The following is a 25,408-nucleotide window of genomic DNA, read 5'->3' on the forward strand; positions in this document are numbered from 1 at the left end:
CTATGACGCAACCAATGGAACAGCAAGCAGCCAGCGTGATGCTGCAACGCTTCAACAGTTTCTACCAGTGTTTCTTAAAAGTGACTCGTGGTGCCCAAAAACGCTTTGAAGACGCAGATTGGATCTCTGTGCAATTAGCTTCACGCGAACGCATAAGACTCTATGACCACCATGTCACCGAAGCCCGAGCAGCGATTAAAGAGCTGACTGGCCATATGCAACGCAGCGACGAATTTAGCGCCGCGGTAAAACAACATTACTCAGAGTTATTAAAACAACATGAAAACTTTGAGGTTGCCGAATCATTTTTTAACTCGGTTTATCAGCGCCTATTTCACCATCGCTATATAGAAGAAAGCCAACTTTTCATTAAACCAAGTCGTTGTAGCAAGTTATTTGACTACCAATTACTGACTCACCGCTATCAAGACACCGAGCTAAACCGCTTATTTACTCAGCTATTTGAAGATTATCGTTTCAACATCGACTATGAAGACTTAAATCGCGACATAGGTTTTATCACTCAACGCTTGCAGCAAGTGCCGCAGCTAAACCAACAACCGCTGCATAAAATTACCATCCTAAAACCGGTGTTTTATCGCAATAAAGGGGCTTATTTGATTGGCCAATATAGTAGTGAGCAATTGAACTTTCCCTTGGTGCTGCCATTACTCAACCAGCAAGGCAAGGTCGCGGTAGATAGTGTGCTGATCGACAGCAATGAAGTGAGCATCATTTTTGGTTTTGCTCGCTCCTACTTTATGGTTGATGCACCAGCACCGCGGCGAATTGTTAACTTTCTTAAGCAATTGCTTCCCAACAAAACCGATTACGAGTTATTTACCGCCATTGGCTGTCAAAAACACGGAAAAACCGAGCTTTACCGTCACTACCTCAACCACCTGCAACACTCCAACGACTTATTTGAATTAGCACCGGGAATCAAAGGCATGGTGATGACGGTATTTACTCTACCTTCTTATGATGTGGTATTTAAGATCATTAAAGATCGTTTCACTCCACCTAAAGACGTTAGCCACGCACTGGTAAAAGAAAAATACCGCTTGGTAAAGCAGCATGATCGCGTCGGTCGCATGGCCGATACTCAAGAGTTTTCCAATGTAGAGTTTCCCTTGCACCGATTCAGCCAAAGCTTAATCGACGAGTTAAAGGCAGTCGCCCCCTCCATGCTGCAAATTGAAGGCGACTGCCTCACCATTAAACATTTATATATCGAGCGAAAAATGGTGCCGCTAAATATGTACTTAGAGCAAGCAAATGAAGCGCAAACTCGACAAGTTATCGATGAATATGGCAATGCTATTAAGCAGTTGGCTGCAGCCAATATCTTTCCTGGTGATATGCTATTTAAAAACTTCGGCGTAACCCGGCATGGTCGTGTGGTGTTTTATGACTATGACGAGATATCCTACATGACCGAATGTAACTTTAGAGAGTTCCCCAAATCTCCCTATCCAGAGGATCAATGGGCTGCCCATCCGAGCTACTCGGTTGGCCCCAATGATATTTTCCCTGAAGAATTTGCCACATTCTTATTAGGAAAACCCATTGTAAAACAGATTTTTAAAGAGCTGCATGCCGAACTTTTCCAAGCCAGTTTCTGGCAGCAGCTACAACAAAACATCAAAAATGGTCAATTTGAAGATGTCTATCCCTATCGCCGACGACATCGCTTCATTAATCGCTAGAAGATTATCCTAAAAATTGTCATTTACCGCTGATATCATCGGCTTTATATAATTATTTGAAGATCCCCGGTGATCTTATTAGCCTGATCAACCATACTAATGCTGAAATTAAAAATAATAATAAGGAGGAGCAGTGGCAAAGTTTCATTATCAGCACTATGTTGCTGCACTGCTTATTGGATGCTCAAGCTCGCTGCTTGCAGCCCCGGTAGAAAACGAAGTGAGTTTAAGCTACGGCGATGGTGAACACTTACAGTTATCTTCGCGTAGCCAACTTAGTCGCAACTGGTACATTACTGGTTACAACAATAGCCAATTCGTTAATGATGGTAGTGAAGAAACCACCGACAGCTGGTTTTTTAATGGTGGTTATCAACATCAATTACGTAATGAGTTGTCTTTGTTTGTGGAAGCAGGGGTAAACAATCAGTATGACGACATCGCTACCCGCAAGGGCTTCAATCTGTCGACCGGGGTAAACTACCAACCCATAAAAAGCCTTTCTATTCAAAGCAAGTTGGTACAAATCCACCAACCCAAATACGACAATACCGAACATAGCTTGGAAGTATCTAGCACCTACCATATTCTCGATAATATCGATGTAAAAGCGGTATACCAACTCGACGCCCAAGCAGACAAACAAACTCAACAACAAGTTCAATTTGGCTTAGGCTATCGCTTTTAGACAAAGCCTTCTGGCAAGGTTAATGCGTTATCGCTAAGCAAAATACCGTTATCATCCGCATACAAATACATACCGGGCTTAATAATCTGACCAGCAAATTGAATCACTGCGTCGACTTCACCCAAACCTTTGCGTTCAGTTTTCATGGGGCAAGGCGCTAAAGCACGTACCCCTATATCCATGGTATTAATGGTGGCCACATCGCGAATTGCGCCATTGATCACCACCCCCGCCCAGCCGTTTACATAGGCCGAATCAGCAATCAGGTCACCCATTAAGGCACGTTCAATACTTCCGCCACCATCAACTACGAGAACCTTGGCTTCGCCCGGCTTAGCCAACAGCTCTTTGACCCGACTGTTATCCTGAAAGCACTTTACCGTGACGACTTCACCAAAAAAAACCGCTTTAGCACCATAAGATTGAAAAATAGGGCTCAATAGCTTTACCTGTTCGGGGTAAAGATCACAGAGTTCGGGAAGTAAATCTTGCATAGTGGTAATCCTTTATCATGTAGTCATAAGCTGCAGTATTGTTATACCAACGCTGCTCAATATTACCTAAACAGGAGTAAGGCAAAGCCAAGTTATTGGTGTCGTATAAGTCGCATTGCCGACTATGCCAATAGAAGGCACGTTGCCTGAAAAGCCTTGCAATATGTTGAGCCTCATTTAACGAGCAGTCAACAATTGCACTAAATTCGTAATGATTTAGATCAATTGACCCAGCAAACACCCAGTGATGGGCAAATCCATGTAAATGCAGATATGAAATAAAATGACAGTCTAACCAATGGTTAAATGCTGCAGTTCTTTTCATTCCATTAGGATTATTGGCGGTGATAATCGCAAACTATTGATATTTAAGGTCAGTATTTGCTACAAACAAGGTACTTTTATACAAATCCATCATGTAGTTTATTTTCATTATTGTTTACCGAAATTCGTATAAATGGCCAAATTCGATTGATTTGAATCAAAAGCACCGCAGAAAACGTAAGCTTTTTTCATACTCAAGTTGTTATATCACTGTTAAGCCAATAGAATATGTTTACTGCTTGTAACGAACAATGCATATGGAAGGTCTGGTTCGCTGATTTATCACGCGTTTTTGACAAACTATTAGTCTATTTTTTTGCCATTCAACGAGTTTTAACACAAACTCAACATGGAGGAATAAGTAGCCACTTTTCACCCTTTCCATATACCGCTACCTGTTCGCAAGCCAACTTATTTTAAACAGCATTGGGGAAGACCATGACACCAAATATTTTAATTGTCGAGGACGAACTGGTCACTCGTAATACGCTAAAAAGCACTTTCGAAGCTGAAGGCTATAATGTGTTTGAAGCGACAGACGGCAATGAAATGAACAGCGTGTTAGAAGCACACTCTGTCCACCTTATTATCATGGATATTAATCTACCTGGTAAAAATGGCCTATTACTAGCTCGCGAGCTTCGAGATCGTGAACAAATTGCCTTGATGTTCTTAACCGGCAGAGATAACGAAGTTGATAAAATTTTAGGCCTAGAAATTGGTGCCGATGATTACATTACCAAGCCGTTTAATCCTAGAGAATTGACTATTCGTGCTCGCAACTTGCTTAACCGCACCGTCAACGGACAAACCACCAGCGAAGAAAAAGGTTCGGTGGAAGAATACCGCTTTAACGGCTGGACTTTAGACATTAATAGCCGCTCTTTAGTTAGCCCTAACCAAGAGACCTACAAATTACCGCGCAGTGAGTTCCGCGCCATGCTGCACTTTGTAGAGAATCCAGGGCAAATTCAGACCCGTGCCGATCTGTTAAAGAAAATGACTGGCCGCGAGTTGAAGCCACATGACCGTACAGTTGATGTCACCATTCGTCGTATCAGAAAACATTTTGAATCGATACCCGAAACTCCGGAAATCATCGCGACCATCCACGGTGAAGGTTACCGCTTTTGTGGTGAAATCGAATAATTATTAGCTGACTTAAAAAACCTCGCTGTTTAGCGAGGTTTTTTTATACTTACTTAGAGCTCAGATACAGAACATTGCAAAGACTTTCATAAATTTGATTAAATATACAGCCATTTTTTTCAAGGTATAAATCACTTTTGTTTTTGATCAACATTCGGATTTGTAGTTATTTTTCTACATATCCTTTTGAGTTCTATCTTGTATAATGTGCGCAGATTTTTTTACTAGCATCCTCAACGGAGAATTATCTCAATGAAGAAAACCAAAATCGTTTGTACCATTGGTCCAAAAACTGAATCGGTAGAAATGCTCACTAAATTAGTTGAGTCAGGCATGAACGTAATGCGTCTTAACTTTTCTCACGGTGACTTTGCCGAGCACGGTGCTCGCATCGCTAACCTACGTGAAGTGATTAAAAACACTGGCAAGTCTGCTGCCGTTCTTTTGGATACCAAAGGTCCAGAAATCCGTACCATTAAACTTGCTGGCGGTGAAGATGTTAGCTTAGTTGCTGGTCAAGAATTCACTTTCACTACCGACCAAACAGTTATCGGTGATGCTACTCGCGTTGCAGTAACTTACCCAGGTTTTGCTGCTGACTTGAAAGTGGGCAACATGATCCTTGTTGATGACGGCCTAATCGAAATGGAAGTTATCGCTGTTTCTGACGACGAAGTGAAATGTACCGTACTTAACAACGGTGACCTAGGTGAAAACAAAGGTGTTAACCTTCCTGGTGTAATCGTTCAGCTTCCAGCACTATCTGCAAAAGATAAAGGCGATTTAGTTTTTGGTTGTGAGCAAGGTGTAGACTTCATTGCCGCTTCATTCATTCGTAAGAAAGAAGACGTACTAGAAATTCGCCAACTGCTAAAAGAAAATGGCGGCGAGAAGATCCAAATCATCTCTAAAATCGAAAACCAAGAAGGTGTAGATAACTTTGATGAGATCTTAGAAGTATCTGACGGGATCATGGTTGCTCGTGGTGACTTAGGTGTGGAAATTCCTGTTGAAGAAGTAATCTTCGCTCAGAAAATGATGATTGAGAAGTGTAACCGTGCTCGTAAATTGGTTATCACTGCAACTCAAATGCTTGATTCTATGATCAAAAACCCACGTCCTACTCGCGCAGAAGCGGGTGACGTAGCGAACGCTATCTTAGATGGTACTGACGCAGTAATGCTTTCTGGTGAATCAGCTAAAGGTAAATACCCAATTGAAGCGGTATCTATCATGGCAACTATCTGTGAGCGTACTGACGCAGTAATGCCTTCTAACTTAGATCCAGCTCGTGACAGCGGTAAGCTACGCATCACTGAAGCAGTATGTAAAGGTGCTGTAGAAACTTCAGAAAAATTGAGCGCACCACTTATTGTTGTTGCTACTGAAGGCGGTAAATCAGCGAAGTCTGTTCGTAAATACTTCCCACAAGCTAACATTCTAGCTATCACCACCAATACAAAAACTGCGGCTCAACTTTGCTTAAGCAAAGGTGTTGTTCCTCACGTTGTTGACGCTATCGAAAGCACAGATTCTTTCTATGCTCTAGGTAAAGAACTAGCCATCGAATCTGGTTTGGCTAACAAAGGTGATATCGTAGTAATGGTATCTGGTGCCTTAGTTCCATCTGGCACCACAAACACTTCTTCTGTACACGTACTATAAGTTACCGCTACAGAAAGACAAAAGGCGCCTTAGGCGCCTTTTTTATTGGCTAAGAATTTGGCTTTAGCTCGGCCAAATGCGCCATATCATTCAAGATCGAATCAATTTGCTCTAAAGCTAAGGCGTCAATATTTTCCGCTCGAGGATAAAGCGGCTGCTGGCGGTCATCTAACCAATGGCTGACCCAATAGTTGGTTGATAACAAAAATTCTCGCGCATATTGCTCGCTAATGGCTAAACAACCGCGTAAACAGACATCTAAATAGGACTGTAAAATAGGGCTATCGCTTTGTGGATGCCAATACTCTTGCGCCACATACACATAAATTTTTGCCGCAGGCTTGGGTAACTCGCTCAGCAACTCCACTTGCTCGGCTTGCAGTAATACTCGGTCATAGCCGGCTTCTCGTTGATCAAGTTGGGCTAAAAAAGTCTCGTCGAAAGGGATTAATACACCATTTACACTAGCTTTAGCTTCAGGACTAATTACCACTGCTGAGCGATCATGGCTGCCTTTTAATCCACTCCAATAACGTTGGTAACCATGCAAACGCGCAGCATAAGCTTTTTCACCGGGAAAAGTACGTTGCCGACAATCGGCATCAATTAAGCTGCCATAACCAAATATATAAACCACTTATCTCTCCTTTGAATTGTTTTAGCAGCTGCTATAAGTAAGGCTGAAATGAGCTGGAGCGGGAAATGACGTGGTGCCTTGCCACACCCGCCTCGATGAACGAGTATCAACATAATTCAAGCTTTGATGAAACAGCTGGGTACTCAGCTAAATTAGCAGCACTCATTTTTATCATTCGGCACGCAGAATTATCTCGCCGCAACTAGCTAATGACATGGACAAACATTAACATACTTGGCAGCACAGCATTCAATCTAATCATATTTAAGAGGTAACATGGATACAACGACACGCACAATGGATGTGGTAAAACGCATTGCTTTGGTCGCTCACGATCATAAAAAAACCGCATTAATTAACTGGGCTAAACAACATAGCGAGGCCTTAATGCAGCATCAACTTTATGGCACAGGTACTACAGGAACCTTATTGGCCCAACAAGGCTTTGAAGTTGAAGCACTATTAAGCGGCCCTATGGGTGGCGACCAGCAGTTAGGCGCCATGATAGCCGAAGGGAAAATCGATTTGATGATCTTCTTTTGGGATCCACTAGACGCGGTTCCTCATGATCCAGATGTAAAAGCCCTATTGCGTTTGGCGGCAGTGTGGAACATTCCAATGGCAACCAATCAAGCAACGGCTGACTTTATTCTAGCCAGCCGTCATTTTAATCAGCAGTTTTCAGTCGATGTGCCTGATTACGCAGGCTATTTGAAGAAACGAACCCAGTGATACTAAGCCGCGCTCTGACTCTCGGAGCCGCCCGCTCGGATCCTAAATAGCTTTCCAGAATGAGTGCGGTTAGCTTTATAGTCGGGTTGTAAGAAGCGAGGGCGAATTGATTTTAAATGCTCAATTTGCTCTTCGTTTAACTTACCCACTGGCAAGCCCAAAGCCTTGTAACTTAACAGCGGTCGAGCGGCTAAATTAATCATCATATCAACGTTGCTGCGTTGCTCCTGAACATGTTGCTCATTCATCGGCTTTAGCACCCCGTTATTCAACAGGTTCAGCACTGCTGGCTCATTCAGTGGCAGACTTAACACACTACGACGGGTAATAATAAATTCGCGAAGGATCGCGCGTTCTGAATGATCCAAACAAGCTATCATTGCCGAAAGGCGCTGTAATTCACGGCGCTGCTGAACGCCTGCACTTACATTCGCCACTAGCACTAACAGGCAACGGCTAAGAAAAAATGCTAAACCCGAGATACAGCTAAATACTAGGGCTATATTAAGCTCGGCACTTAAGCCTCCCTCTGGTAACCACTGCTGAGGAAGCATCAGCACCATCGCACTGGCTATCAATAGCCACGCCATAAAAATGTCTAAGATGCCCCAGCGGGCAAATAAACGACTTAAAAACTCCATTGTTCTACACTCCTGACAAAAAGCTGACTCTTCCTTACGGAGATAGCAAAGCTTATGCCAAGTAATGGTAGTCGTTTATTCTAATTTTCTGATAGCTACGCCACTAGGCAGTCTGGGCTAAAGGAACTTTTGCTAGAGCCTCTTGCATTAATTCAATACCCGCCCCGGCTTATGAGCGTTTTCGCTAAGGTGACGTCGCCACGCTCGCGCGCCCACGCAACCTTGGAACAGCCCCAACATGTGTCGGCTAATATGTTGCAGCCGCCCACCGTTAGCTAAGTGCTGTTCAATATACGGCAGCATCAACTCAACTACTTGATGGCGACTAAGCGGCTCATTCGCCGCGTCAAAGATCCGTTGATCTACTTGCGCCAAAATATACGGATTTTGATAGGCTTCTCTACCAACCATCACGCCATCCACATGCCGCAGATGCGTTTCTGCTTGCTCTAGGTCAGTAATACCGCCGTTAATACTAATATTAAGCTGCGGATAATCCTGCTTTACTTGGTAAGCGCGTTGATAGTTTAAAGGGGGATATCGCGGTTTTGCTTAGGGCTAAGACCAGACAACCATGCTTTACGCGCATGAATAATGAAGGTTTCACAGCCGGCCTCGGCCACCGTCTCAATGAAATCTTGTAAAAACGGGTAACTGTCTTGCTCATCTATGCCAATGCGTGTTTTTACTGTGACTGGAATGCTCACTTGCTGCTGCATCTTAGCCACGCACTCCGCCACTAACTTGGGTTCAGCCATCAAACAAGCCCCGAAGCGACCATTTTGCACTCGATCAGAAGGACATCCCACATTAAGGTTAACTTCGTCATAAGCCAAATCTTCTGCCCGCTTAGCGCATTCAGCTAAAGCCTGAGGGTCTGAACCGCCCAGCTGCAAAGCAATTGGATGCTCCTGCTCGGAATAACCAAGGTAATCGCCCTTGCCATGTAAGATAGCGCCCGTGGTCACCATCTCTGTATACAACAGGGTGTTTTTACTCATCAAACGATGAAAATAACGGCAGTGACGATCAGTCCAATCGAGCATGGGCGCGATCGAAAAGCGCAAAGGTGGATGCATAGTTAAAGCCTCTGTTGATTGATAATTTTAGCCATACATTCCATGACGGCACAACGCGATAAACTGACAGCACCCCTTCTACAAACAGGCAGCGCTTACAGTGCTAGCACAATGCTAGAGCTTTGGGCTGGCGATTATACAGACTGCAACTAAGCGCTTCAATTAAGCACTGCATAATTCATTACCGACCGCTCTAATGCTGGCTAACAATATACCGATGCCCGTCAGTATTCACGCAACTCCACGAGCCTGGGCTAAAACACAGACCACAATAGGCTAGATATTTACTCGAGTATTAATAATTGTTCTCTTTTTCAGTGAAATAGTTCGTAAAAAAAAGACTTAGAGTTGCAGCTCATCGGATCTCGTGCGATTCTTAATAGCACTATCAAAAAAATTTGTGAGCACAGCTAAGCGCTACCAACAATAACTCTCAAAGCGTAAGCTTCATTCACCCTAAGCTGGAAGTAATCTGTCACTATGGATGTAAATTTTGTAAACCCCTTTTTAAAGTCGTTATTAAACGTACTCAGCACAATGGCCCAACTTGAGCTCAAACCAGGTAAGCCAGGCCTTAAAAAAGACGAAATCGCCCGTGGTGATGTTTCAGGCTTAATCGGTATGGTTGGCCCGCAAACCAAAGGCTCACTCTCGATTAGCTTCGACAAAGGGCTTGCCATCGAAATTATGCGCCGTATGTTGGGGGAAGCTCCCGACTCAATTAATGAAGAAGTCACCGACATGGTGGGCGAGATTACCAACATGGTCACAGGGGGTGCTAAGCGTTTATTGGCCGATGATGGCTACGATTTTGATATGGCCACGCCTGTGGTCGTTTCGGGCCCTTCTCACACCATCACGCATAAAACAGAAGGCCCTAAGGTATTAATTCCGTTTAGTTCTTTGCATGGCAATGCCACCATAGAAATTTGCTTTGAAAATACCTAATAAAACGCTCATAAAGAAAAAGCCCGCATTAGCGGGCTTTTTTGCTTTGTTAAGGAGGCTTTAAAGCAATTATAGGCCTTCAGCGTTAGCTGATAGGTACTTAGCTACGCCTTCTGGGCTCGCGTCCATACCTTCTTTACCTTCTTCCCATTGAGCAGGACAAACTTCACCGTTTTTCTCATGGAAGTTTAGTGCGTCAACCATACGTAGCATTTCATCGATGTTACGGCCTAGAGGTAGGTCGTTAACTACTTGGTGACGAACTACACCTTCTTTGTCGATAAGGAAAGAACCACGGAAAGCCACGCCAGCTTCTGGATGCTCAACATCGTAAGCTTTACAGATTTCGTGTTTAACATCAGCTACTAATGGGTATTGAACTTGACCAATACCGCCGTCTTCAGTAGAAGTGTTACGCCATGCGTTGTGAGTGAATTGAGAATCAATAGATACGCCAACAACTTCAACGCCTTTGGCTTGGAAATCTTTGAAGCGGTGGTCAAAGGCAATCAACTCAGAAGGACAAACAAAAGTAAAATCTAGTGGGTAAAAGAACACAACCGCTGTTTTACCTTTGATGTGCTCACTTAGAGTAAAGCTATCAACAATCTCACCGTTACCTAGAACAGCTGCAGCAGTAAAATCTGGAGCGGGACGACCAACTAATACACTCATTTCGAATTCCTTTAGTTAATTAAGTAGGTTATTAATCTCGCTAATAATGATGCGCGAATCGGCACCATTATACGAATTGTTCTAATCAATTAATTTGATAGCTTTAACCTATCAAATATAAGATTAATAATTCAAGTTCCAATTAATAGCTCATAATCAGCAAATTGTAAATACTACTTTGTATAAGTTAATCTAACTCGAGACGTAAGCTTAGTTACCAATTCGTAAGCGATGGTGCCCACGGCTTTAGCCACCTGTTCTACTGGCAACTCAGGCCCCCACAATACCACTCTGTCGCCAACCTTATCTTGGCTATTGGGACCCAAATCAACACACAGCATATCCATTGAAACTCGACCGACAATAGGCACCATACGGCCATTAAGCCATACTGGCGTACCATTAGGCGCACTGCGCGGGTAACCGTCACCGTAGCCCATTGCGACTACACCTAAACGGGTATCTTGAGTGGCTTGCCACGTTGCACCGTAGCCTACGCTTTCACCCTTGGAGTGCTGGCGTACCGCAATCAAGTTTGATTGCAGAGTCATCGCTGGGACAAGGCCAAAATCGGCTCCGCAATTATCTACTTGAGGCGAAATTCCATATAGGGAAATCCCAGGGCGGTTCCAATCAAAATGGGATTGAGGCCACAACAATACTCCGGCCGAATTGGCTAAGGAACACTCGCCGCCCAAGCCACTACTCAACGAAGTAAACAAATCAATTTGTTGTAATGTTAATGGGTGGTCTAGCTCATCGGCACAAGCAAAGTGGCTAATTAACTTAAGCGGCTGCTGAATATTTGGATGGTGCTTAATGCCGGGGAATAAAGCATGAAACTGCTCGGCTAAAAAACCCAAGCGGTGCATGCCGGTATCAAGTTTCAGCCACGTATCCAGCGGCTGAGCAAAAGACAAACTTTCGAGCAGTGCCAATTGCTGCTCACTGTGCACCACTGCAGCCACTTGATGCTGCACTAAAGCTTGAGCTTCGCCGGCGTCAAAGAAGCCTTCCAAAGCCAGTATATAAGATTGGATCCCCGCTTGGCGCAGCGCCAGCGCTTCAGGGGTACGAGCCACTGCAAAGCCATCGGCAAGGTCAGCTAAAGCTTCTGCCACCTCTAACATGCCGTGACCATAAGCGTTGGCTTTAATCACCACCAAGGTTTTACTGTTCGGCGCAGCTTGCTTTAATAAGCGTAGATTATGTCTTAAGGCAGCCAGTGAAACCTGTGCATTTGCTATGTCCATTCGAGCCTATTCGTCGTCGTAGAACTCTCCGGCCCAATTATCGAACCGTGAAAAGTGGCCTTGGAAAGTCAAGGGGACTCGACCAATGGGACCATTACGCTGCTTACCAATAATAATTTCCGCCAAACCTTTGTTATCCGTCCCTTCGTTATAAACTTCATCACGATAAATGAACATGATTAAGTCGGCATCCTGCTCAATCGAGCCCGATTCACGTAAGTCCGAGTTAACCGGACGTTTATCGGCGCGCTGCTCCAAACTACGGTTTAACTGTGATAAGGCCACCACGGGTACGTTCAACTCTTTGGCTAATGATTTGAGCGAGCGAGAAATTTCGGCAATTTCCAAAGTTCGGTTTTCGCTTAAGCCTGGCACCTGCATCAACTGTAGGTAATCGATCATAATCATGCTTAAGCCCCCCTCCTCACGTGCCACTCGGCGTGCTCGAGAGCGCACTTCTGTGGGTGTTAAGCCGGAAGAATCATCCACATACATTTTCGATTTTTCAGCCATTAGGCCCATAGTTGAAGATAAACGCGCCCAGTCATCATCATCCAAACTACCGGTACGAATTTTGGTTTGGTCAATTCGTCCTAATGAGGCCAGCATACGCATCATAATTTGCTCAGAAGGCATCTCTAAACTAAAAATAAGCACCGGCTTATCTTGAGTCATCGCTGCATATTCACAAAGGTTCATGGCAAAGGTGGTTTTACCCATCGACGGACGCGCCGCCACAATAATCAAGTCTGAGCCCTGTAAGCCACTGGTCTTCTTATCTAAGTCAGCAAAACCGGTTGATACCCCAGTTACCCCGTCGTTCGGGGCCTTATATAACTCTTCAATTTTATCGATGGTTTGCGCCAATAAACCTTTTACTTCTTTAGGGCCTTCGTTGGCATTAGCGCGCGATTCGGCGATTTTAAATACTTTACTTTCGGCGAAATCAAGTAGGTCACTACTCTTACGTCCCGCTGGTTCATAGCAGCTATCGGCGATTTCATTGGCCACTGAAATCAGCTCACGTGTTACCGCCCGCTCTCGCACAATTTCTGCGTAGGCGCGAATGTTCGCCGCACTGGGCGTATTCTTAGCAATCTCACCGAGATAAGCAAAACCACCAATATCGTCCAGCTGTTCTTGGCGCTCTAGCTCTTCAGATACCGTCACCAAGTCAATCGGTTGGCCACCTTCGGCTAGGCGATGCATTGCGGCAAAAGCATATTGGTGAGCGCGCTGATAGAAATCTTGCTCAACCACCAGCTCTGAGACATTGTCCCAAGCGTTGTTATCTAACATCAAGCCACCCAACACGGCTTGCTCTGCTTCGAGCGAATGCGGAGGCACTTTCAGTTGATCGATTTGAGAATCTTTAGGCTTTTTATCTTTAAAATCACGAGAGGGCATGCGGGCTGCCATAATCTGTCATTGCGGTTGTTCAATACTGCTGTCTATTATGCGGGAATATTATAACGACACCAAGTACCATTTAACCAAAGCGAGCAAACAAAAAAGCCAGCTCATGGCTGGCTTCAACTTAAAACACAGCCATTACATAGCGGCAAAATAAGCCGCTAGTTCTGCAATCTCTTCGTTAGTTAAGCTGGCAGCTTGGGCCTGCATAACCATGGCTAGACCGCCGCTACGTTGCTTGGCACGATAAGCCTCTAATGCTTTCACCAAGTATGCTTCTTTTTGCCCTGCTAAATTAGGGTAATCAGCGGTAGTACCTATGCCGTCAGCTCCATGACACGCGGCACATATTGGGGCCTTAGCTGGTGCCGCGTTGGCCGTTGCTGTGACAAATGGAAGCGATAATGCTAGCGCAAGGATTATTTTATTCATCTTCATTCTCTTGATTTATATTAGGATGACAAAGTAATTGCCCTGAGGCCGTTACTCCACACAAGCTAGCTTCAGGTTAATTTGAGCATAGCAAAGAAAACATAAGAGCAACAGCATCAACAGCTTAGAACATGAGCCCTTTAAAATATTGAGATGGCAGGGGCTTGTAGGCAGTCCTCAGCGTCATGTGTGACCAAAATAGCCGGAATAGCTAAGGTTTCGATTTTAGCCTTAACAAAGGCCCTAAACTGCTTACGCAGCGGTTTATCAAGTTTACTAAAGGGTTCATCCAGTAGTAATAATTTAGGTTCAGCCAATAAACTGCGTAATACACTCACTCTGGCTCGCTGCCCTCCCGATAGGCTGGCGATATCACGCAGCTGATAACCGGCCATACCCGCTTCTTGCAAGGCCTGCGCGATGATTACATCGGCTTGCGGGTGTTGATTTGCCGCTAAGCCATAACGTAAGTTTTGTGCAACATTAAAGTGTGGGAATAGCAGATCATCTTGAAATAACATCCCCACCTCACGCTCTGCTTGAGGCAAACTTAATAAGGATTTACCAGCCAATTCAACCAAGCCAGAACAGCTGAACTGGCTATCTAAAGTACCTGCTAAGGCCGCTAAAAAAGTGGATTTACCACAGCCGCTAGGTCCCATAATGGTGACAATCTCACCACCAGCCACCTGCAAATTAAAATCTTTCAATAAGCTCTGATGATTCAAACTTAAACAGAATTTTTCGATAGTTAACATTAGTTTTGCATTTCCCGGCGCTGACGATAACGCCATTTCGGCCAAATAATCACCATGCTATATACCAACAATGGCAGTAAAGTTTGCCAAATTACCATTACTGCAGTAATCCGCCTGTCTCCTCCCGAGGCCAAGGCTACCGCCTCGGTGGTAAGGGTGCTTAAACGGCCTGCTCCAGCAAACAGTGTGGGCAAGTATTGCGCAATGCTCACCGCAAAGCCGATGGCAAAAGCAAAGCCCAAAGGCCGCGTCAGCATTGGTAGTTTCACTTTAAATAAACTTCGCCAATAACTATGAGACAAGCTAATCGCCGCCTGCATGTAACGCTGGTCAAAGCCGCGATAACTATCAACTAAAGATAGGTAAACATAGGGCAAAACAAAGATAAGGTGAGCCCAAATCACGCTAATCAGCAAACCATCCAAGCGATAACGAAACAGTTCCACCTGCATCCCAAATAAAAATGCGACTTGCGGCAATAACAGCGGCAGATAAATCACTAAGGACCACCAGCCGCCGCTTATTTGGCGTTTTACTTGATACTCTAAACAAGCAATCACCAACACCAAGCTCAACGCAGCAGACGCCACGGCAATGATTAAACTGTTTAACAAGGGTTCGATTAAATAACTGCCAGCTTGTTGCCAATAACGTAAACTCCATTCGCTGGGTAGGGCCTCGGGGAAACGCCATCGCCAAGCAAATGACCATATCAGCATTAGCGCCAGGCTTAAAATTAGGCAAAGCATAACCACCGCCACTAAGCACATGGCCCATCTAGATTGCCCTTCCACTTTGCGCAGCCCCCGCATAGCGCAGACTAAGTTCGCTGCTAAATAAATTTTTTCTAACCACAACGCCAAGGCTAGGCTCAAGCCAACCGACAAGAGTAGCAATATCGCCCCGGCAGCACCTAACAAACGATGCTCAAGGTAGCTATCACTAAACCACTGCCAAACCAACAAGCCCAAGGTCACAGGTCGACTAGGACCAATAATTTGAGCCACGTCTACCACCGTTAAAGAAAACGCCAAAACACAAAAAAATGCCAAGCGAATTCGACGCAACAATTGCGGGAATAGGATTTGTTTCCACACTTGAGCCCGTGAATACCCCAAGCTTTGTCCCACCATCAAGCTACGCTTAATCGGCAACTGAGAACAAGCGGCCAATAATACGAAGAGTAAAAAAGGCAGTTCTTTCAGCCATAAGGCCAAAATAAGACTCAAGCCCCAAGGGTCTTGGGTGGTTTGCCACAAAGGAGGGTAGTTAAAACCACTTAACCAAGGCGACACCCAGCGCATTAACCAGCCACTGGGTGCCAGTAAAAACAATAAGGCAATTGCCATAGCCACATGGGGAATAGCTAGAAACGGTGCGAGAGACTTTTCCAGCCAAGACCAATAGCGCGAGTGATAACAATGCATCAATAACCACAGCGCGCATACCAGAGAAAGCAATGCCGCGCTCCAACCGGTCAATAAGCTTAAACCTAAAGAGCGCCACAAAGAGGGATAAGTAAGCAATTGCTGCCAAGCCGCTAGGCTAAGCTCGGTTTTTCCAGCAAGCGGAAAATAGCCAAAGGCTGGCAATAAGGTAGCCAGCAAACCCAAAACCACGGGAAGCAGCAATAACAATAAGCTAATCGCCGGGAAAACAATCCCTGCCCTATCGTATAAGCGCCTCATCGGCTATAACGGCGCAACCATTCTGCTTCCAATAAAGTCACCCAGCTAGCATGCGGCTCGGCAAGCACATTGGCTCGGTCTTGCGCACTTAAACTGGCTGGGCTTAACTGTTGCTGAAATAGCTGTCGTTGTTCGGCATTAAGCTTATCCATACTCAAAACACTAGGATCCCCCCAATAACTAAGATCCGATTTACGCGCCTGGGCTTCGGGCGATAACAAGAAATTGGCCACGACCATCGCCGCGGCCGTCGCATCACTATTAAAAGGAATAGCCAAGAAATGGGTATTGGCAATGCTGCCAGCTTGATGTACATAACTGCGCACAGACTCAGGTAACAAGCCTTGAATAATGCCCGCTGCAGGCTCATTAGGATTAAAAGTAAAGGCAATGCTTAATTCGCCATCATTGAGTAGCTGTTGCATCTGCCCACTGCCACTAGGGAAACTTAAGCCACGGCGCCACATTAAGGGATGCAGTTTATCTAAAAAACGCCATAACTCGGCAGTAAGCTGCTCAAACTGTTGTTTGTCTACCGCTTGATAGAGCACGCTTTGGTCGTCAATAAACTCCAGCAATGCTTGCTTAATAAAGGTTGTGCCATAGAAACTAGGCGGAGCAGGATAAGTAAATAAGCCCGGATGTTGCTCAAGGTAACGCAATAAATCTAGCATTGACTTGGGAGGTTGAGCTAAGCGAGCACTATCATAATAGAAAGTCAGCTGTGCGCCGCCCCACGGTGACTCATAGCCCTCAACAGGAAGAGTAAAATCATAAAGCAAAGCGGGACTTTGTTGATCGGTTAGCGCTAAGTTAGGTAAACGCTGACTAAATGGACCAAACAGTAAATCAGCCTCCTTCAGCGCGCGAAAGTTTTCACCATTCACCCACACTAAATCAACGCTGCCACCTTCGCTTCGACCACTCACCTTCTCAGCCAGAATACGACTCACCACATTGGCGGTTTCGCTTACCTTTACATGTTCTAAATTAACGTGGTAACGCTGTTTGACTTGTTCAGCAGCCCAATCAATATAAGCGTTAATATTATCGTCACCGGCCCAGGCATTGAAGTAAACAGTTTGCCCTTTCGCTTGTTGCTCAAGCGCTTGCCAGTTCTGCTCAGCTTGCACCGCAAGGCTAATGAAAGTACTCAGCACTATAAAAAATAAACGCACACTCGCTCTCCTTGTATAAGTGACATGAACAGCCACATTACGCTTCCTTTAATTAAACCGGCTTCAAACCCAGTCTCTTTCAATAATGCCTAAAATCATACCCCATATACAAAAAAACCGCGCCAAGGCGCGGTTTTTTTCAAGCGATGAAACTGAAATTATTCAGCAGCAACAACTTGTAGCGTAACAGTAGCACTTACGTCAGAATGAACTTGGATAACAACATCCACTTCACCAGTAGTACGTAATACACCGTTTGGTAGGCGAACTTCAGATTTAACTACGTTAACACCGGCAGCAGTTACCACATCAGCGATGTCGCGAGTACCGATAGAACCGAATAGTTTACCTTCTTCACCAGCTTTAGCTTCAATAACAATCGCTTCTAGAGCGTTTAGTTTTTCAGCGCGAGCTTCAGCGTCTTTCAAAGTATCTGCAAGTTTAGCTTCTAATTCTGCACGACGAGCTTCGAAAACCTCAACGTTAGCTTTAGTTGCTGGTACTGCTTTACCTTGTGGGATCAAGAAGTTACGTGCGTAACCTGCTTTAACATTAACTTGATCACCTAAACCGCCTAAGTTAGCGATTTTGTCTAATAGAATAATTTCCATTACCTTTCCTCGAAAATGTAAGTTGAGTTAGGCCAGTTGCAACGCCGACTTACTTATGTAAATCAGTGTATGGCAATAGAGCCAGGTAACGAGCACGTTTAATAGCGCGTGCAAGTTGACGTTGGTATTTAGCGCTTGTACCAGTAATACGGCTAGGTACAATTTTACCACTTTCAGTGATGTAGTTTTTCAATGTTGCAGTATCTTTGTAATCGATCTCTACAACACCTTCCGCTGAGAAGCGGCAGAATTTACGACGACGGAAAAAACGTGCCATAACATTATCCTCATGATAACAATTCAATTTCCGAAGCATGAAGTACCAAGCGATAATTACCGTTGGCGGCCTTGTGGCTATGGATAAAACCACTGACCCTAACTTCACACCCCATACTTATATGCGATGAATCTTGCTTTAAAATATCGCCACTTGCGACTACCGCCATTTGGCAATAGGCTTGGCGAGAAAATCCAGCTTCTTGCTGCTGCGAACGATGCTCTAACCAAAACTGGCAGTGAGCAACTCCCGCCGGACTGATTGTGCGTTTTGGCGCGCGTAATACCCGCCCTTGCAAAATCAATCTATTTTCAGACATCAGTCTTATTCTTCGCTAGTTGACTCTTCTTCAGCTTCTACTTTAGGAGCTTCTTCTGTTGCCGCTTCTTCACGACGAGCTGGACGCTCTTCGTCACGACGAGCTGGACGCTCATCTTTAGCTTTAGCAATAGCTGATGCTTCAGTGATAGCAGACTTAGTGCGCATGATCATGTTACGGATAACAGCATCGTTGAAACGGAAAGCAGTTTCCAATTCATCAACAACTTCTGCGCTAGCTTCGATGTTCATAAGAACATAGTGGGCTTTGTGCAATTTTTCGATTGGGTAAGCCAATTGACGGCGGCCCCAGTCTTCCAAGCGATGGATGCTACCGCCGTTATCGTTGATAACTGCTGAGTAACGCTCGATCATACCTGGAACTTGTTCGCTCTGGTCTGGGTGGACCATGAATACGATTTCGTAATGACGCATGATTGCTCCCTACGGGTTATAGCCTCGTTCATGGTACAGTCAAACCGAAGAGGCAAGGAACTAAAAATAAAATGACTGTTTTAGGGGCGCAAATTCTATGTGAAGGTGAGATTTTAATCAAGTTAAATTAACGCCCCTGTACAAATAAAAAAGGAGGCGTAAATACGGCCTCCTTTTAGACATAAACAGAGCTCACATTTAACGGCGTTGACGCACCGCCTCAAACAAACAAATCCCTGCTGCTACCGACACATTTAAGCTGGAAACAGCGCCTAACATCGGTAATTTGACTAACTCGTCACAGGTCTCGCGCGTTAAGCGCCGCATCCCGGTTCCCTCTGCGCCCATCACGATGGCCATCGGCCCCTGTAATTTACTGTCGTAAATGAACTGTTCGGCCTCACCAGCCGTGCCGACAACCCACACCCCTAACTGTTGTAAATCACGTAAGGTTCTCGCAAGGTTTGTCACCACCACTAAAGGCACTGTTTCGGCGGCACCACAGGCCACCTTTCGTACCGTAGCATTCAATTGCACCGATTTATCTTTAGGCACAATCACTCCCGCCACTCCAGCGGCGTCGGCATTGCGTAAACACGCACCTAAATTATGCGGATCGGTCACGCCGTCCAAGACTAAAAACAGCGGTGCAGTAGTAGCTTCAACTAACTGCTTTAAATCGTGTTCATTATAGCCACGCCCCGCCTTAACCCGAGCAACGATCCCCTGATGTTGGGTACTCTCTGCTTTATCGTCTAGCGCCTTACGCGGCATAAACTGAACCGATGCGCCTAAACGACGTAACTCATTCAACAAAGGTAATAAGCGCTCATCTTGACGGCCTTTAAGGGCGAAGACTTCTATAATTCGCTCGGGGCTACGTTCGAGTAAAGCCTGCACCGCATGCAGACCATAAATAACTTGTTGGCTCATATTTAATTCTTCTGTTGTTTAGCGACGCTGCGCTCTTTTTTACCCGGCCGTTGCTTGCGTTTTTTACTGGGTTTCTTACGCTGCTTCGGCTGGCTATCACTGTTGGATTTGGCTTTTTTAGCTGCAGGATCACGTTGCTGCCACGGGCTAAAGCCACCTTTATTTTCTCCCGCCGAGCTACTCTCTGACTTAGCTGCGCGACGCTTACCCTTATTTTTACTATCACGGTGGCGCTGTTTATTGCGCCCTTTGTTACGTCCTTCTTCGGTTGGCTCAGGTTTAATAAACCGTTGCCCCCGCCCACCGTCTTTACCGCTGCGCGCTGGACGCTCAAACTCATCGGCTTGACCGTCTTTATTGACCACCACAAATTCCATCTTACGGTCGGCCATGTTCACCGCAGCAACCTTAACCCGTAAGGCATCGCCAATCCTAAAGCGCTTACCGGTATTTTCCCCCACCAGCAGCTGACGAGCGGCATCATAATGATAATAATCACCACGTAAAGAGTTGATGTGCACTAAACCATCGATATGAAACTCATCCAAGCGAGCAAAAAAACCAAAACCGGTGACCGCAGCAATGGTGGCGGGTAAGACTTCACCTACATGATCCTGCATATACTCACACTTAAGACTGTCCGCCACTTCACGCGTGGCATCATCGGCACGACGTTCAGTCATCGAGCACTGCTCGCCAAACTTATCCATCTCTTCATCTTGGTAGGCAAAGCCACCGGTGCTCGTCCACTTATTGCTTAAGTTTTTACCGGCCGTTTCGGCCTCAAGCTTGGCCACCAAGTATTTAATCACGCGATGCAATAATAAGTCGGGATAACGGCGAATTGGCGAAGTAAAGTGAGCATAAGACTTAAGCGCTAAACCAAAGTGACCAATGTTGTCGGGCTGATAGACGGCCTGCATCATGGAGCGCAATAACATGGTTTGAATCAGCTCAATATCGGGGCGCTGTTGGATAGACTCAACTAGGTGAAAATAGTCACTGGGCTGTGGCTCTTCGCCTCCACCCAAGGGTAAGCCCAGCTCATTGAGAAAGCTTCTAAAATTAGTGAGCCGCTCCTTGCCAGGGCGATCGTGTACTCGGAACAAAATCGGCTGGCGATGTTTCTCTACAAATTTGGCCGCCGCCACATTCGCTTGAATCATGCACTCTTCAATCATCTTGTGCGCGTCATTGCGGGTAAGCGGAATAATCTGCTCAATTTTTCGCTGAGCATTAAAAATGAAACGCGTTTCTTGAGTTTCTAGCTCAATACCACCGCGTTCAGAACGGGCTTGTTTTAAAGCTAAGTACAGACGATGTAACTCTTGCAGGTGCGGAACTTGCTCTGCATAACGCTGGCTTAAGGCTTCATCTCCCTCCAAAATTGCCGCTACTTTATTGTAGGTAAAGCGAGCATGAGAATGCATCACGGCTTCGTAGAATTTATACCCCGATAAGCGTCCCGCGGCCGAAATCGTCATTTCGGCCACCATACACAAACGGTCAACATTAGGGTTTAACGAACACAAACCATTAGACAGTTGTTCCGGTAACATGGGAACAACTTGGTCGGGAAAATATACCGAATTACCGCGATTTAAGGCTTCTTTATCTAAGGCCGAATCGGGACGCACATAGTAGGACACATCGGCAATCGCCACCCATAAACGCCAGCCGCCAGACTTTTTAGCTTCGCAGTAAACCGCATCATCAAAGTCGCGGGCATCTTCACCATCAATAGTAACTAGAGGTAAATCGCGTAAATCAACGCGATTGACTTTAGCCTCGTCATCCACCTCTTCGGCGAGTTTCTCTACCGCTTTGCTTACCGCCTTAGGCCATTCGTGAGGGATATCGTGATTGCGTAAGGCCACTTGCACTTCCATGCCAGGCGCCATTTTTTCGCCCAGAATATCAATTACCTTACCTACGGCCAATTTGGGCGCAGAAGGACGGCTCAGTACTTCCACCACCACCACTTGCCCTTGGCGGGCACCAGCGGTATCGTTTTTGCCAATGATAATATCTTGGTTAATACGGGTATCATCAGGCACCACATAACGGTGATTACCTTCCACAAAAAAGCGCCCCACCAATTCTATAGTGCGTTCTTTAAGTACACGTATCACTTGGCCTTCACGACGTCCCCGCTTATCCATACTTGAAGGAGCGGCCAATACAAAGTCATTATGAAAAACCTTGCGCATTTCCTTTGCGGGAAGGAATAGATCACTACCTTCTTGAGTGGTTTTGAGAAAACCAAAGCCATCACGGTGACCAATAATAGTCCCCGTCACTAAGCCTAAACGCTCTGGTAAGGTATAAGCGCCAATACGTGTAGTCACTAACAAACCTTCTTCGAGCATTTCAGCCAAAGTCGCGGAAAACTGGGCCTGTTGCTCGGCATTACACAGCGCTTGCAGCCAATCCTTAGAAACTGGCGCCATTTCCTCGCTAACAGCAGCAAGAATGTGGGATTTGAGAGTGGCTGATACAGCCTGATTTTGCATTAACTCACCTATAAGCTAGAACCATTAAGGGGCTCCTTAATAGAATAGCTCTATGTTAATGCTTTGCGCCTAGCTTTAGTAGGGTTGGTTGCTCGCTTTAGCCTTAACTACCACATATTCAGGCATTTTTTGGGCTAATTTAGCCAATAGTTGGCTTGCCTGCCTATGGGTTTGCTTGTCAGCAATAATCGAATGATGCAACCAGCGGTAGGCATCTTCATAATCATAAGGGCTACCGTTACCGTCAACATACAGCTGCACCAAACGCAGCTGTGCGGCCAAAAAGCCACGCCCCGCAGCTTCTCTTAATAATGGAATCGCCTTTGCGTAGTCTTGCTGCACCAAGGTTCCGGTAGCGTAATAACGGCCTAATTGTTCCATTGCAGCGGCTAAACCTTGGTTAGCGGCTCGCCACATGTACATCAAGCCCAACTCTGGATCGGCATCAACGCACACTCCCCAGGCCAACATATCTCCCCACAGAAATTGATAGCTAGGAATAGCAACGATTTCTGCACGAGCTTCAATATCTTCGACCAACTGGCAGTCATCGGCCTTCACCCGAGCAAGATGCTGGTTATTATTGATCCATGCAATCAATTCATCTTGTTGGTACAATTGCACCGCTTCAATAGCAGGAGGGCTAGTATATTCTGTAGGATCAGTATTCACCATTTCGGAACTAGCCGGCTCCGCTTCATCGTCGACCGACAAAGCATCAATCGATTCAGCATGGGCAAGGCCTAACACGGCCCACAAAAGTAATGAAATAACGTGCTTATTCATATCCAATCCTCTTAACAATTAAGCTATCGGCAGGCATAGAAAAAGCTGTAGTCGCTTTAGCATAAAAAAAAGGAGTGCTGAGCACTCCTTTCATTTAGCTTCGCGAGCTCTTACACAAATTCAATACCTTTTTCGATATCGCCATGTAAGGTATCTAACATGCCATCAATGGCCTGTTTTTCAAACTCACTCACTTCACCGTAAGGTAAGATTTCAACTACACCTTGCGCACCAAGACGCACTGGCTGAGCAAAAAACTGTGCGTGCTCACTACCGCCATCGACGTAGGCGCATTCAACAACCTCTTCGCCCTGAGCCGCTTTAACCAAAGACAAACAAAAACGCGCTGCTGCTTGGCCCATAGAAAGCGTGGCACTGCCGCCACCGGCTTTAGCTTCAACCACTTCAGTACCCGCATTTTGAATACGTGTGGTCATCGCAGCGATTTCTTCATCGGTAAAAGAAATGCCTTCTAGCTGAGACAATAAAGGCAGAATGGTCACGCCACTGTGGCCGCCAATCACGTTCAGTTTAATGTCGGCTGGGTTTAAGCCTTTCGCTTCAGCAATAAAGGTCTCAGAGCGAATCACATCAAGCGTGGTCACACCAAATAATTTAGCGGGATCATAAACGCCAGCTTTTTTCAGTACCTCTGCGGCGATTGGCACAGTGGTATTCACTGGGTTGGTAATAATACCTATGCAAGCTTTAGGGCAGGTTGCAGCCACTTTTTCAATTAGGTTTTTAACAATACCAGCATTGATGTTGAACAGATCCGAACGATCCATTCCTGGCTTACGCGCCACACCAGCTGAGATTAATACGATGTCTGCTCCTTCTAAGGCTGGGCTAGGGTCTTCACCAGCAAATCCTTTAATCGCCACTTGTGTAGGAATGTGGCTCAAGTCAACAGCAACACCTGGGGTTACTGGAGCAATATCATATAGCGAAAGTTCAGAACCAGCGGGTAACTGGGTTTTTAATAGTAATGAAAGGGCTTGGCCAATTCCGCCTGCAGCTCCTAATACGGCAACTTTCATCCAACTTCTCCATGCTTTTTTTGTAGTGGTAGAGGGGACGTCTATAAAGACTCTGACAAGATAACGGAATACACCTAAAAATACAATTTGGTAACATTTTTAAAGCAAGTTAAAAACAGTAAAACCTTGCCTCTATCACACTTTAACAACACTGTATAAGACCTTGGTCTAACAGACTTTACTGTTTAAAATAGTGCTTGTATAGGCTTAGGTAGCGACCATTGTTTTTTAACACAGTAAGGGCGTGATTGATTTGTTGTAACAAACTTGGATTTTGTTTAGATACGGCAATGCCCAAGCCCCCTACCGGATATTTTGGCTCAACTTGAGTAACAAAACCTGTATGACTAGCAAGCCAATACTGCGCAGCAGCCGCATCTAAAAAAACCGCATCAATTTTACCTTGGCTTAAATTAGCCAGTGCTAGCTGATAACTCGGATAGGAAATTGACAATAATTCGGGGCGTTGACTGCGCAGAAAATGCTGAAAACTAGAGCCACTTTGTACCGCAATAACCGAAAAGTCAGCCAACTCAAACCCAGCATGACTAATGTATACCGCGGTATTTTCGAAATAAGGCTGGCTAAAGCTCACTTGCTCTAAGCGAGCATTGGTAATATCTAAGGCCGATATGGCTAAGTCATAATTACCCTCGGCCACGCTGTCCAATAAACTATCAAAAGGCTGATGGTAAAACTCACAGCGTCGCTTAATTTGCTGGCATAGCGCCTTGGTCAGGGCTATATCAAAACCCACAATCTGTTTATGTTCATTAAAGCTCTCGAAAGGGGGGTAAGAGGCTTCGGTTACCACTCGCAATGGCACCTCTTCGGCGACTAGCCAATTGCTAAATAGGAGGGTAATAAAAAACAAAAACTTAAGCCACATCGTTCGCTACTCGTTTAGGATGAACTGCTTATATTAATCTAGCTTAGCAAAGCCTCCCAACTAATTAAAAGTTCGCCATTGTTCAAATTTGTGCCCAAGCATGCATTTATATGCACAAATGTCGAATAAAGTTGATATAAGCC

26 protein-coding genes and 1 pseudogene are annotated in these 25,408 nt (G+C 45.3%); 6 read left to right on the forward strand and 21 right to left on the reverse strand.

What is annotated here, in order from left to right:
• The first annotated feature begins 2 nt into the window (after positions 1–2).
• Complete coding sequence (gene aceK, locus AR383_RS08525; RefSeq protein ID WP_055732745.1) at positions 3–1,709, forward strand: bifunctional isocitrate dehydrogenase kinase/phosphatase; 1,707 nt, start codon at positions 3–5, stop codon at positions 1,707–1,709.
• A gap of 133 nt (positions 1,710–1,842) precedes the next feature.
• Positions 1,843–2,397: a DUF481 domain-containing protein gene (locus AR383_RS08530; RefSeq protein WP_055732746.1), complete on the forward strand. Its 555-nt coding sequence runs from the start codon at positions 1,843–1,845 to the stop codon at positions 2,395–2,397.
• Here AR383_RS08530 and AR383_RS08535 read toward each other — a convergent pair.
• Positions 2,394–2,891, reverse strand: a complete 498-nt coding sequence (locus tag AR383_RS08535) for a putative 4-hydroxy-4-methyl-2-oxoglutarate aldolase (RefSeq protein WP_055732747.1) — start codon at positions 2,889–2,891, stop codon at positions 2,394–2,396. The two genes, AR383_RS08530 and AR383_RS08535, sit on opposite strands and share 4 nt — an antisense overlap.
• Complete coding sequence (locus tag AR383_RS22645) at positions 2,863–3,243, reverse strand: DUF3293 domain-containing protein (protein WP_417858473.1); 381 nt, start codon at positions 3,241–3,243, stop codon at positions 2,863–2,865. The genes AR383_RS08535 and AR383_RS22645 overlap by 29 nt, the downstream gene beginning before the upstream one ends.
• A gap of 410 nt (positions 3,244–3,653) precedes the next feature.
• On the opposite strand from AR383_RS22645, the gene arcA reads away from it, so the two are divergent.
• Positions 3,654–4,364 (forward strand): two-component system response regulator ArcA, encoded by a 711-nt coding sequence (arcA, locus tag AR383_RS08540; RefSeq protein WP_055732748.1) that lies wholly within the window; start codon positions 3,654–3,656, stop codon positions 4,362–4,364.
• Positions 4,365–4,616: 252 nt separating this feature from the next.
• Positions 4,617–6,029 (forward strand): pyruvate kinase PykF, encoded by a 1,413-nt coding sequence (gene pykF, locus AR383_RS08545; RefSeq protein ID WP_055732749.1) that lies wholly within the window; start codon positions 4,617–4,619, stop codon positions 6,027–6,029.
• 49 nt (positions 6,030–6,078) lie between these two features.
• On the opposite strand, the gene AR383_RS08550 is transcribed toward pykF, so the two are convergent.
• Positions 6,079–6,666: a gamma-glutamylcyclotransferase family protein gene (locus tag AR383_RS08550; protein WP_055732750.1), complete on the reverse strand. Its 588-nt coding sequence runs from the start codon at positions 6,664–6,666 to the stop codon at positions 6,079–6,081.
• 276 nt (positions 6,667–6,942) lie between these two features.
• On the opposite strand from AR383_RS08550, the gene AR383_RS08555 reads away from it, so the two are divergent.
• Positions 6,943–7,398, forward strand: coding sequence for a methylglyoxal synthase (locus tag AR383_RS08555; RefSeq protein WP_055732751.1), 456 nt, complete (start codon positions 6,943–6,945; stop codon positions 7,396–7,398).
• A 2-nt stretch (positions 7,399–7,400) separates the two neighbouring features.
• Here AR383_RS08555 and AR383_RS08560 read toward each other — a convergent pair whose 3' ends face one another.
• Both AR383_RS08560 and dusA read right to left on the reverse strand, forming a co-directional pair.
• Complete coding sequence (locus AR383_RS08560; RefSeq protein ID WP_055732752.1) at positions 7,401–8,039, reverse strand: super-infection exclusion protein B; 639 nt, start codon at positions 8,037–8,039, stop codon at positions 7,401–7,403.
• Between the two features lie 103 nt (positions 8,040–8,142).
• A pseudogene (gene dusA, locus AR383_RS08565) lies at positions 8,143–9,118 on the reverse strand (tRNA dihydrouridine(20/20a) synthase DusA).
• A gap of 480 nt (positions 9,119–9,598) precedes the next feature.
• On the opposite strand from dusA, the gene AR383_RS08570 reads away from it, so the two are divergent.
• A complete protein-coding gene (locus AR383_RS08570; RefSeq protein ID WP_055732753.1) occupies positions 9,599–10,066 on the forward strand; it encodes a chemotaxis protein CheX in 468 nt (155 codons plus the stop codon).
• A 69-nt stretch (positions 10,067–10,135) separates the two neighbouring features.
• On the opposite strand, the gene AR383_RS08575 is transcribed toward AR383_RS08570, so the two are convergent.
• The 16 genes from AR383_RS08575 to AR383_RS08650 all read right to left on the reverse strand — a co-directional run bounded on the left by AR383_RS08575 (position 10,136) and on the right by AR383_RS08650 (position 25,265).
• Positions 10,136–10,741, reverse strand: a complete 606-nt coding sequence (locus tag AR383_RS08575) for a peroxiredoxin (protein ID WP_055732754.1) — start codon at positions 10,739–10,741, stop codon at positions 10,136–10,138.
• 173 nt (positions 10,742–10,914) lie between these two features.
• On the reverse strand, positions 10,915–11,994 hold the full coding sequence (alr, locus tag AR383_RS08580) for an alanine racemase (protein ID WP_055732755.1): 1,080 nt from the start codon (positions 11,992–11,994) through the stop codon (positions 10,915–10,917).
• 6 nt (positions 11,995–12,000) lie between these two features.
• On the reverse strand, positions 12,001–13,401 hold the full coding sequence (gene dnaB, locus AR383_RS08585; RefSeq protein WP_198150242.1) for a replicative DNA helicase: 1,401 nt from the start codon (positions 13,399–13,401) through the stop codon (positions 12,001–12,003).
• A 144-nt stretch (positions 13,402–13,545) separates the two neighbouring features.
• Positions 13,546–13,839: a c-type cytochrome gene (locus AR383_RS08590; RefSeq protein ID WP_055732757.1), complete on the reverse strand. Its 294-nt coding sequence runs from the start codon at positions 13,837–13,839 to the stop codon at positions 13,546–13,548.
• Positions 13,840–13,979: 140 nt separating this feature from the next.
• Positions 13,980–14,597, reverse strand: a complete 618-nt coding sequence (locus tag AR383_RS08595; RefSeq protein ID WP_055732758.1) for an ATP-binding cassette domain-containing protein — start codon at positions 14,595–14,597, stop codon at positions 13,980–13,982.
• Positions 14,597–16,285 (reverse strand): ABC transporter permease, encoded by a 1,689-nt coding sequence (locus AR383_RS08600; RefSeq protein WP_055732759.1) that lies wholly within the window; start codon positions 16,283–16,285, stop codon positions 14,597–14,599. The genes AR383_RS08595 and AR383_RS08600 overlap by 1 nt, the downstream gene beginning before the upstream one ends.
• Positions 16,282–17,463 (reverse strand): ABC transporter substrate-binding protein, encoded by a 1,182-nt coding sequence (locus AR383_RS08605; RefSeq protein WP_055732760.1) that lies wholly within the window; start codon positions 17,461–17,463, stop codon positions 16,282–16,284. The genes AR383_RS08600 and AR383_RS08605 overlap by 4 nt, the downstream gene beginning before the upstream one ends.
• A 158-nt stretch (positions 17,464–17,621) precedes the next feature.
• Positions 17,622–18,074 carry a 50S ribosomal protein L9 gene (rplI, locus tag AR383_RS08610; RefSeq protein ID WP_055732761.1) on the reverse strand — a complete coding sequence of 151 codons (453 nt, stop codon included), beginning with the start codon at positions 18,072–18,074 and terminating at the stop codon, positions 17,622–17,624.
• Between the two features lie 49 nt (positions 18,075–18,123).
• Positions 18,124–18,351 (reverse strand): 30S ribosomal protein S18, encoded by a 228-nt coding sequence (gene rpsR / locus AR383_RS08615; protein WP_016400825.1) that lies wholly within the window; start codon positions 18,349–18,351, stop codon positions 18,124–18,126.
• A gap of 10 nt (positions 18,352–18,361) precedes the next feature.
• Complete coding sequence (gene priB / locus AR383_RS08620) at positions 18,362–18,670, reverse strand: primosomal replication protein N (protein WP_055732762.1); 309 nt, start codon at positions 18,668–18,670, stop codon at positions 18,362–18,364.
• Between the two features lie 5 nt (positions 18,671–18,675).
• Positions 18,676–19,104, reverse strand: coding sequence for a 30S ribosomal protein S6 (rpsF, locus tag AR383_RS08625; protein ID WP_055732763.1), 429 nt, complete (start codon positions 19,102–19,104; stop codon positions 18,676–18,678).
• A gap of 198 nt (positions 19,105–19,302) precedes the next feature.
• Positions 19,303–20,037 carry a 23S rRNA (guanosine(2251)-2'-O)-methyltransferase RlmB gene (gene rlmB, locus AR383_RS08630; RefSeq protein WP_055732764.1) on the reverse strand — a complete coding sequence of 245 codons (735 nt, stop codon included), beginning with the start codon at positions 20,035–20,037 and terminating at the stop codon, positions 19,303–19,305.
• Between the two features lie 2 nt (positions 20,038–20,039).
• Positions 20,040–22,550 carry a ribonuclease R gene (gene rnr / locus AR383_RS08635; protein ID WP_055732765.1) on the reverse strand — a complete coding sequence of 837 codons (2,511 nt, stop codon included), beginning with the start codon at positions 22,548–22,550 and terminating at the stop codon, positions 20,040–20,042.
• 75 nt (positions 22,551–22,625) lie between these two features.
• Positions 22,626–23,225 carry a tetratricopeptide repeat protein gene (locus AR383_RS08640; protein ID WP_229711093.1) on the reverse strand — a complete coding sequence of 200 codons (600 nt, stop codon included), beginning with the start codon at positions 23,223–23,225 and terminating at the stop codon, positions 22,626–22,628.
• Positions 23,226–23,446: 221 nt separating this feature from the next.
• Positions 23,447–24,376 carry a malate dehydrogenase gene (gene mdh / locus AR383_RS08645; RefSeq protein WP_055732767.1) on the reverse strand — a complete coding sequence of 310 codons (930 nt, stop codon included), beginning with the start codon at positions 24,374–24,376 and terminating at the stop codon, positions 23,447–23,449.
• 178 nt (positions 24,377–24,554) lie between these two features.
• Positions 24,555–25,265: a transporter substrate-binding domain-containing protein gene (locus AR383_RS08650; RefSeq protein WP_055732768.1), complete on the reverse strand. Its 711-nt coding sequence runs from the start codon at positions 25,263–25,265 to the stop codon at positions 24,555–24,557.
• Positions 25,266–25,408 lie beyond the last annotated feature (143 nt).

It is taken from the genome of Agarivorans gilvus (assembly GCF_001420915.1).
Lineage (GTDB): Bacteria > Pseudomonadota > Gammaproteobacteria > Enterobacterales > Celerinatantimonadaceae > Agarivorans > Agarivorans gilvus.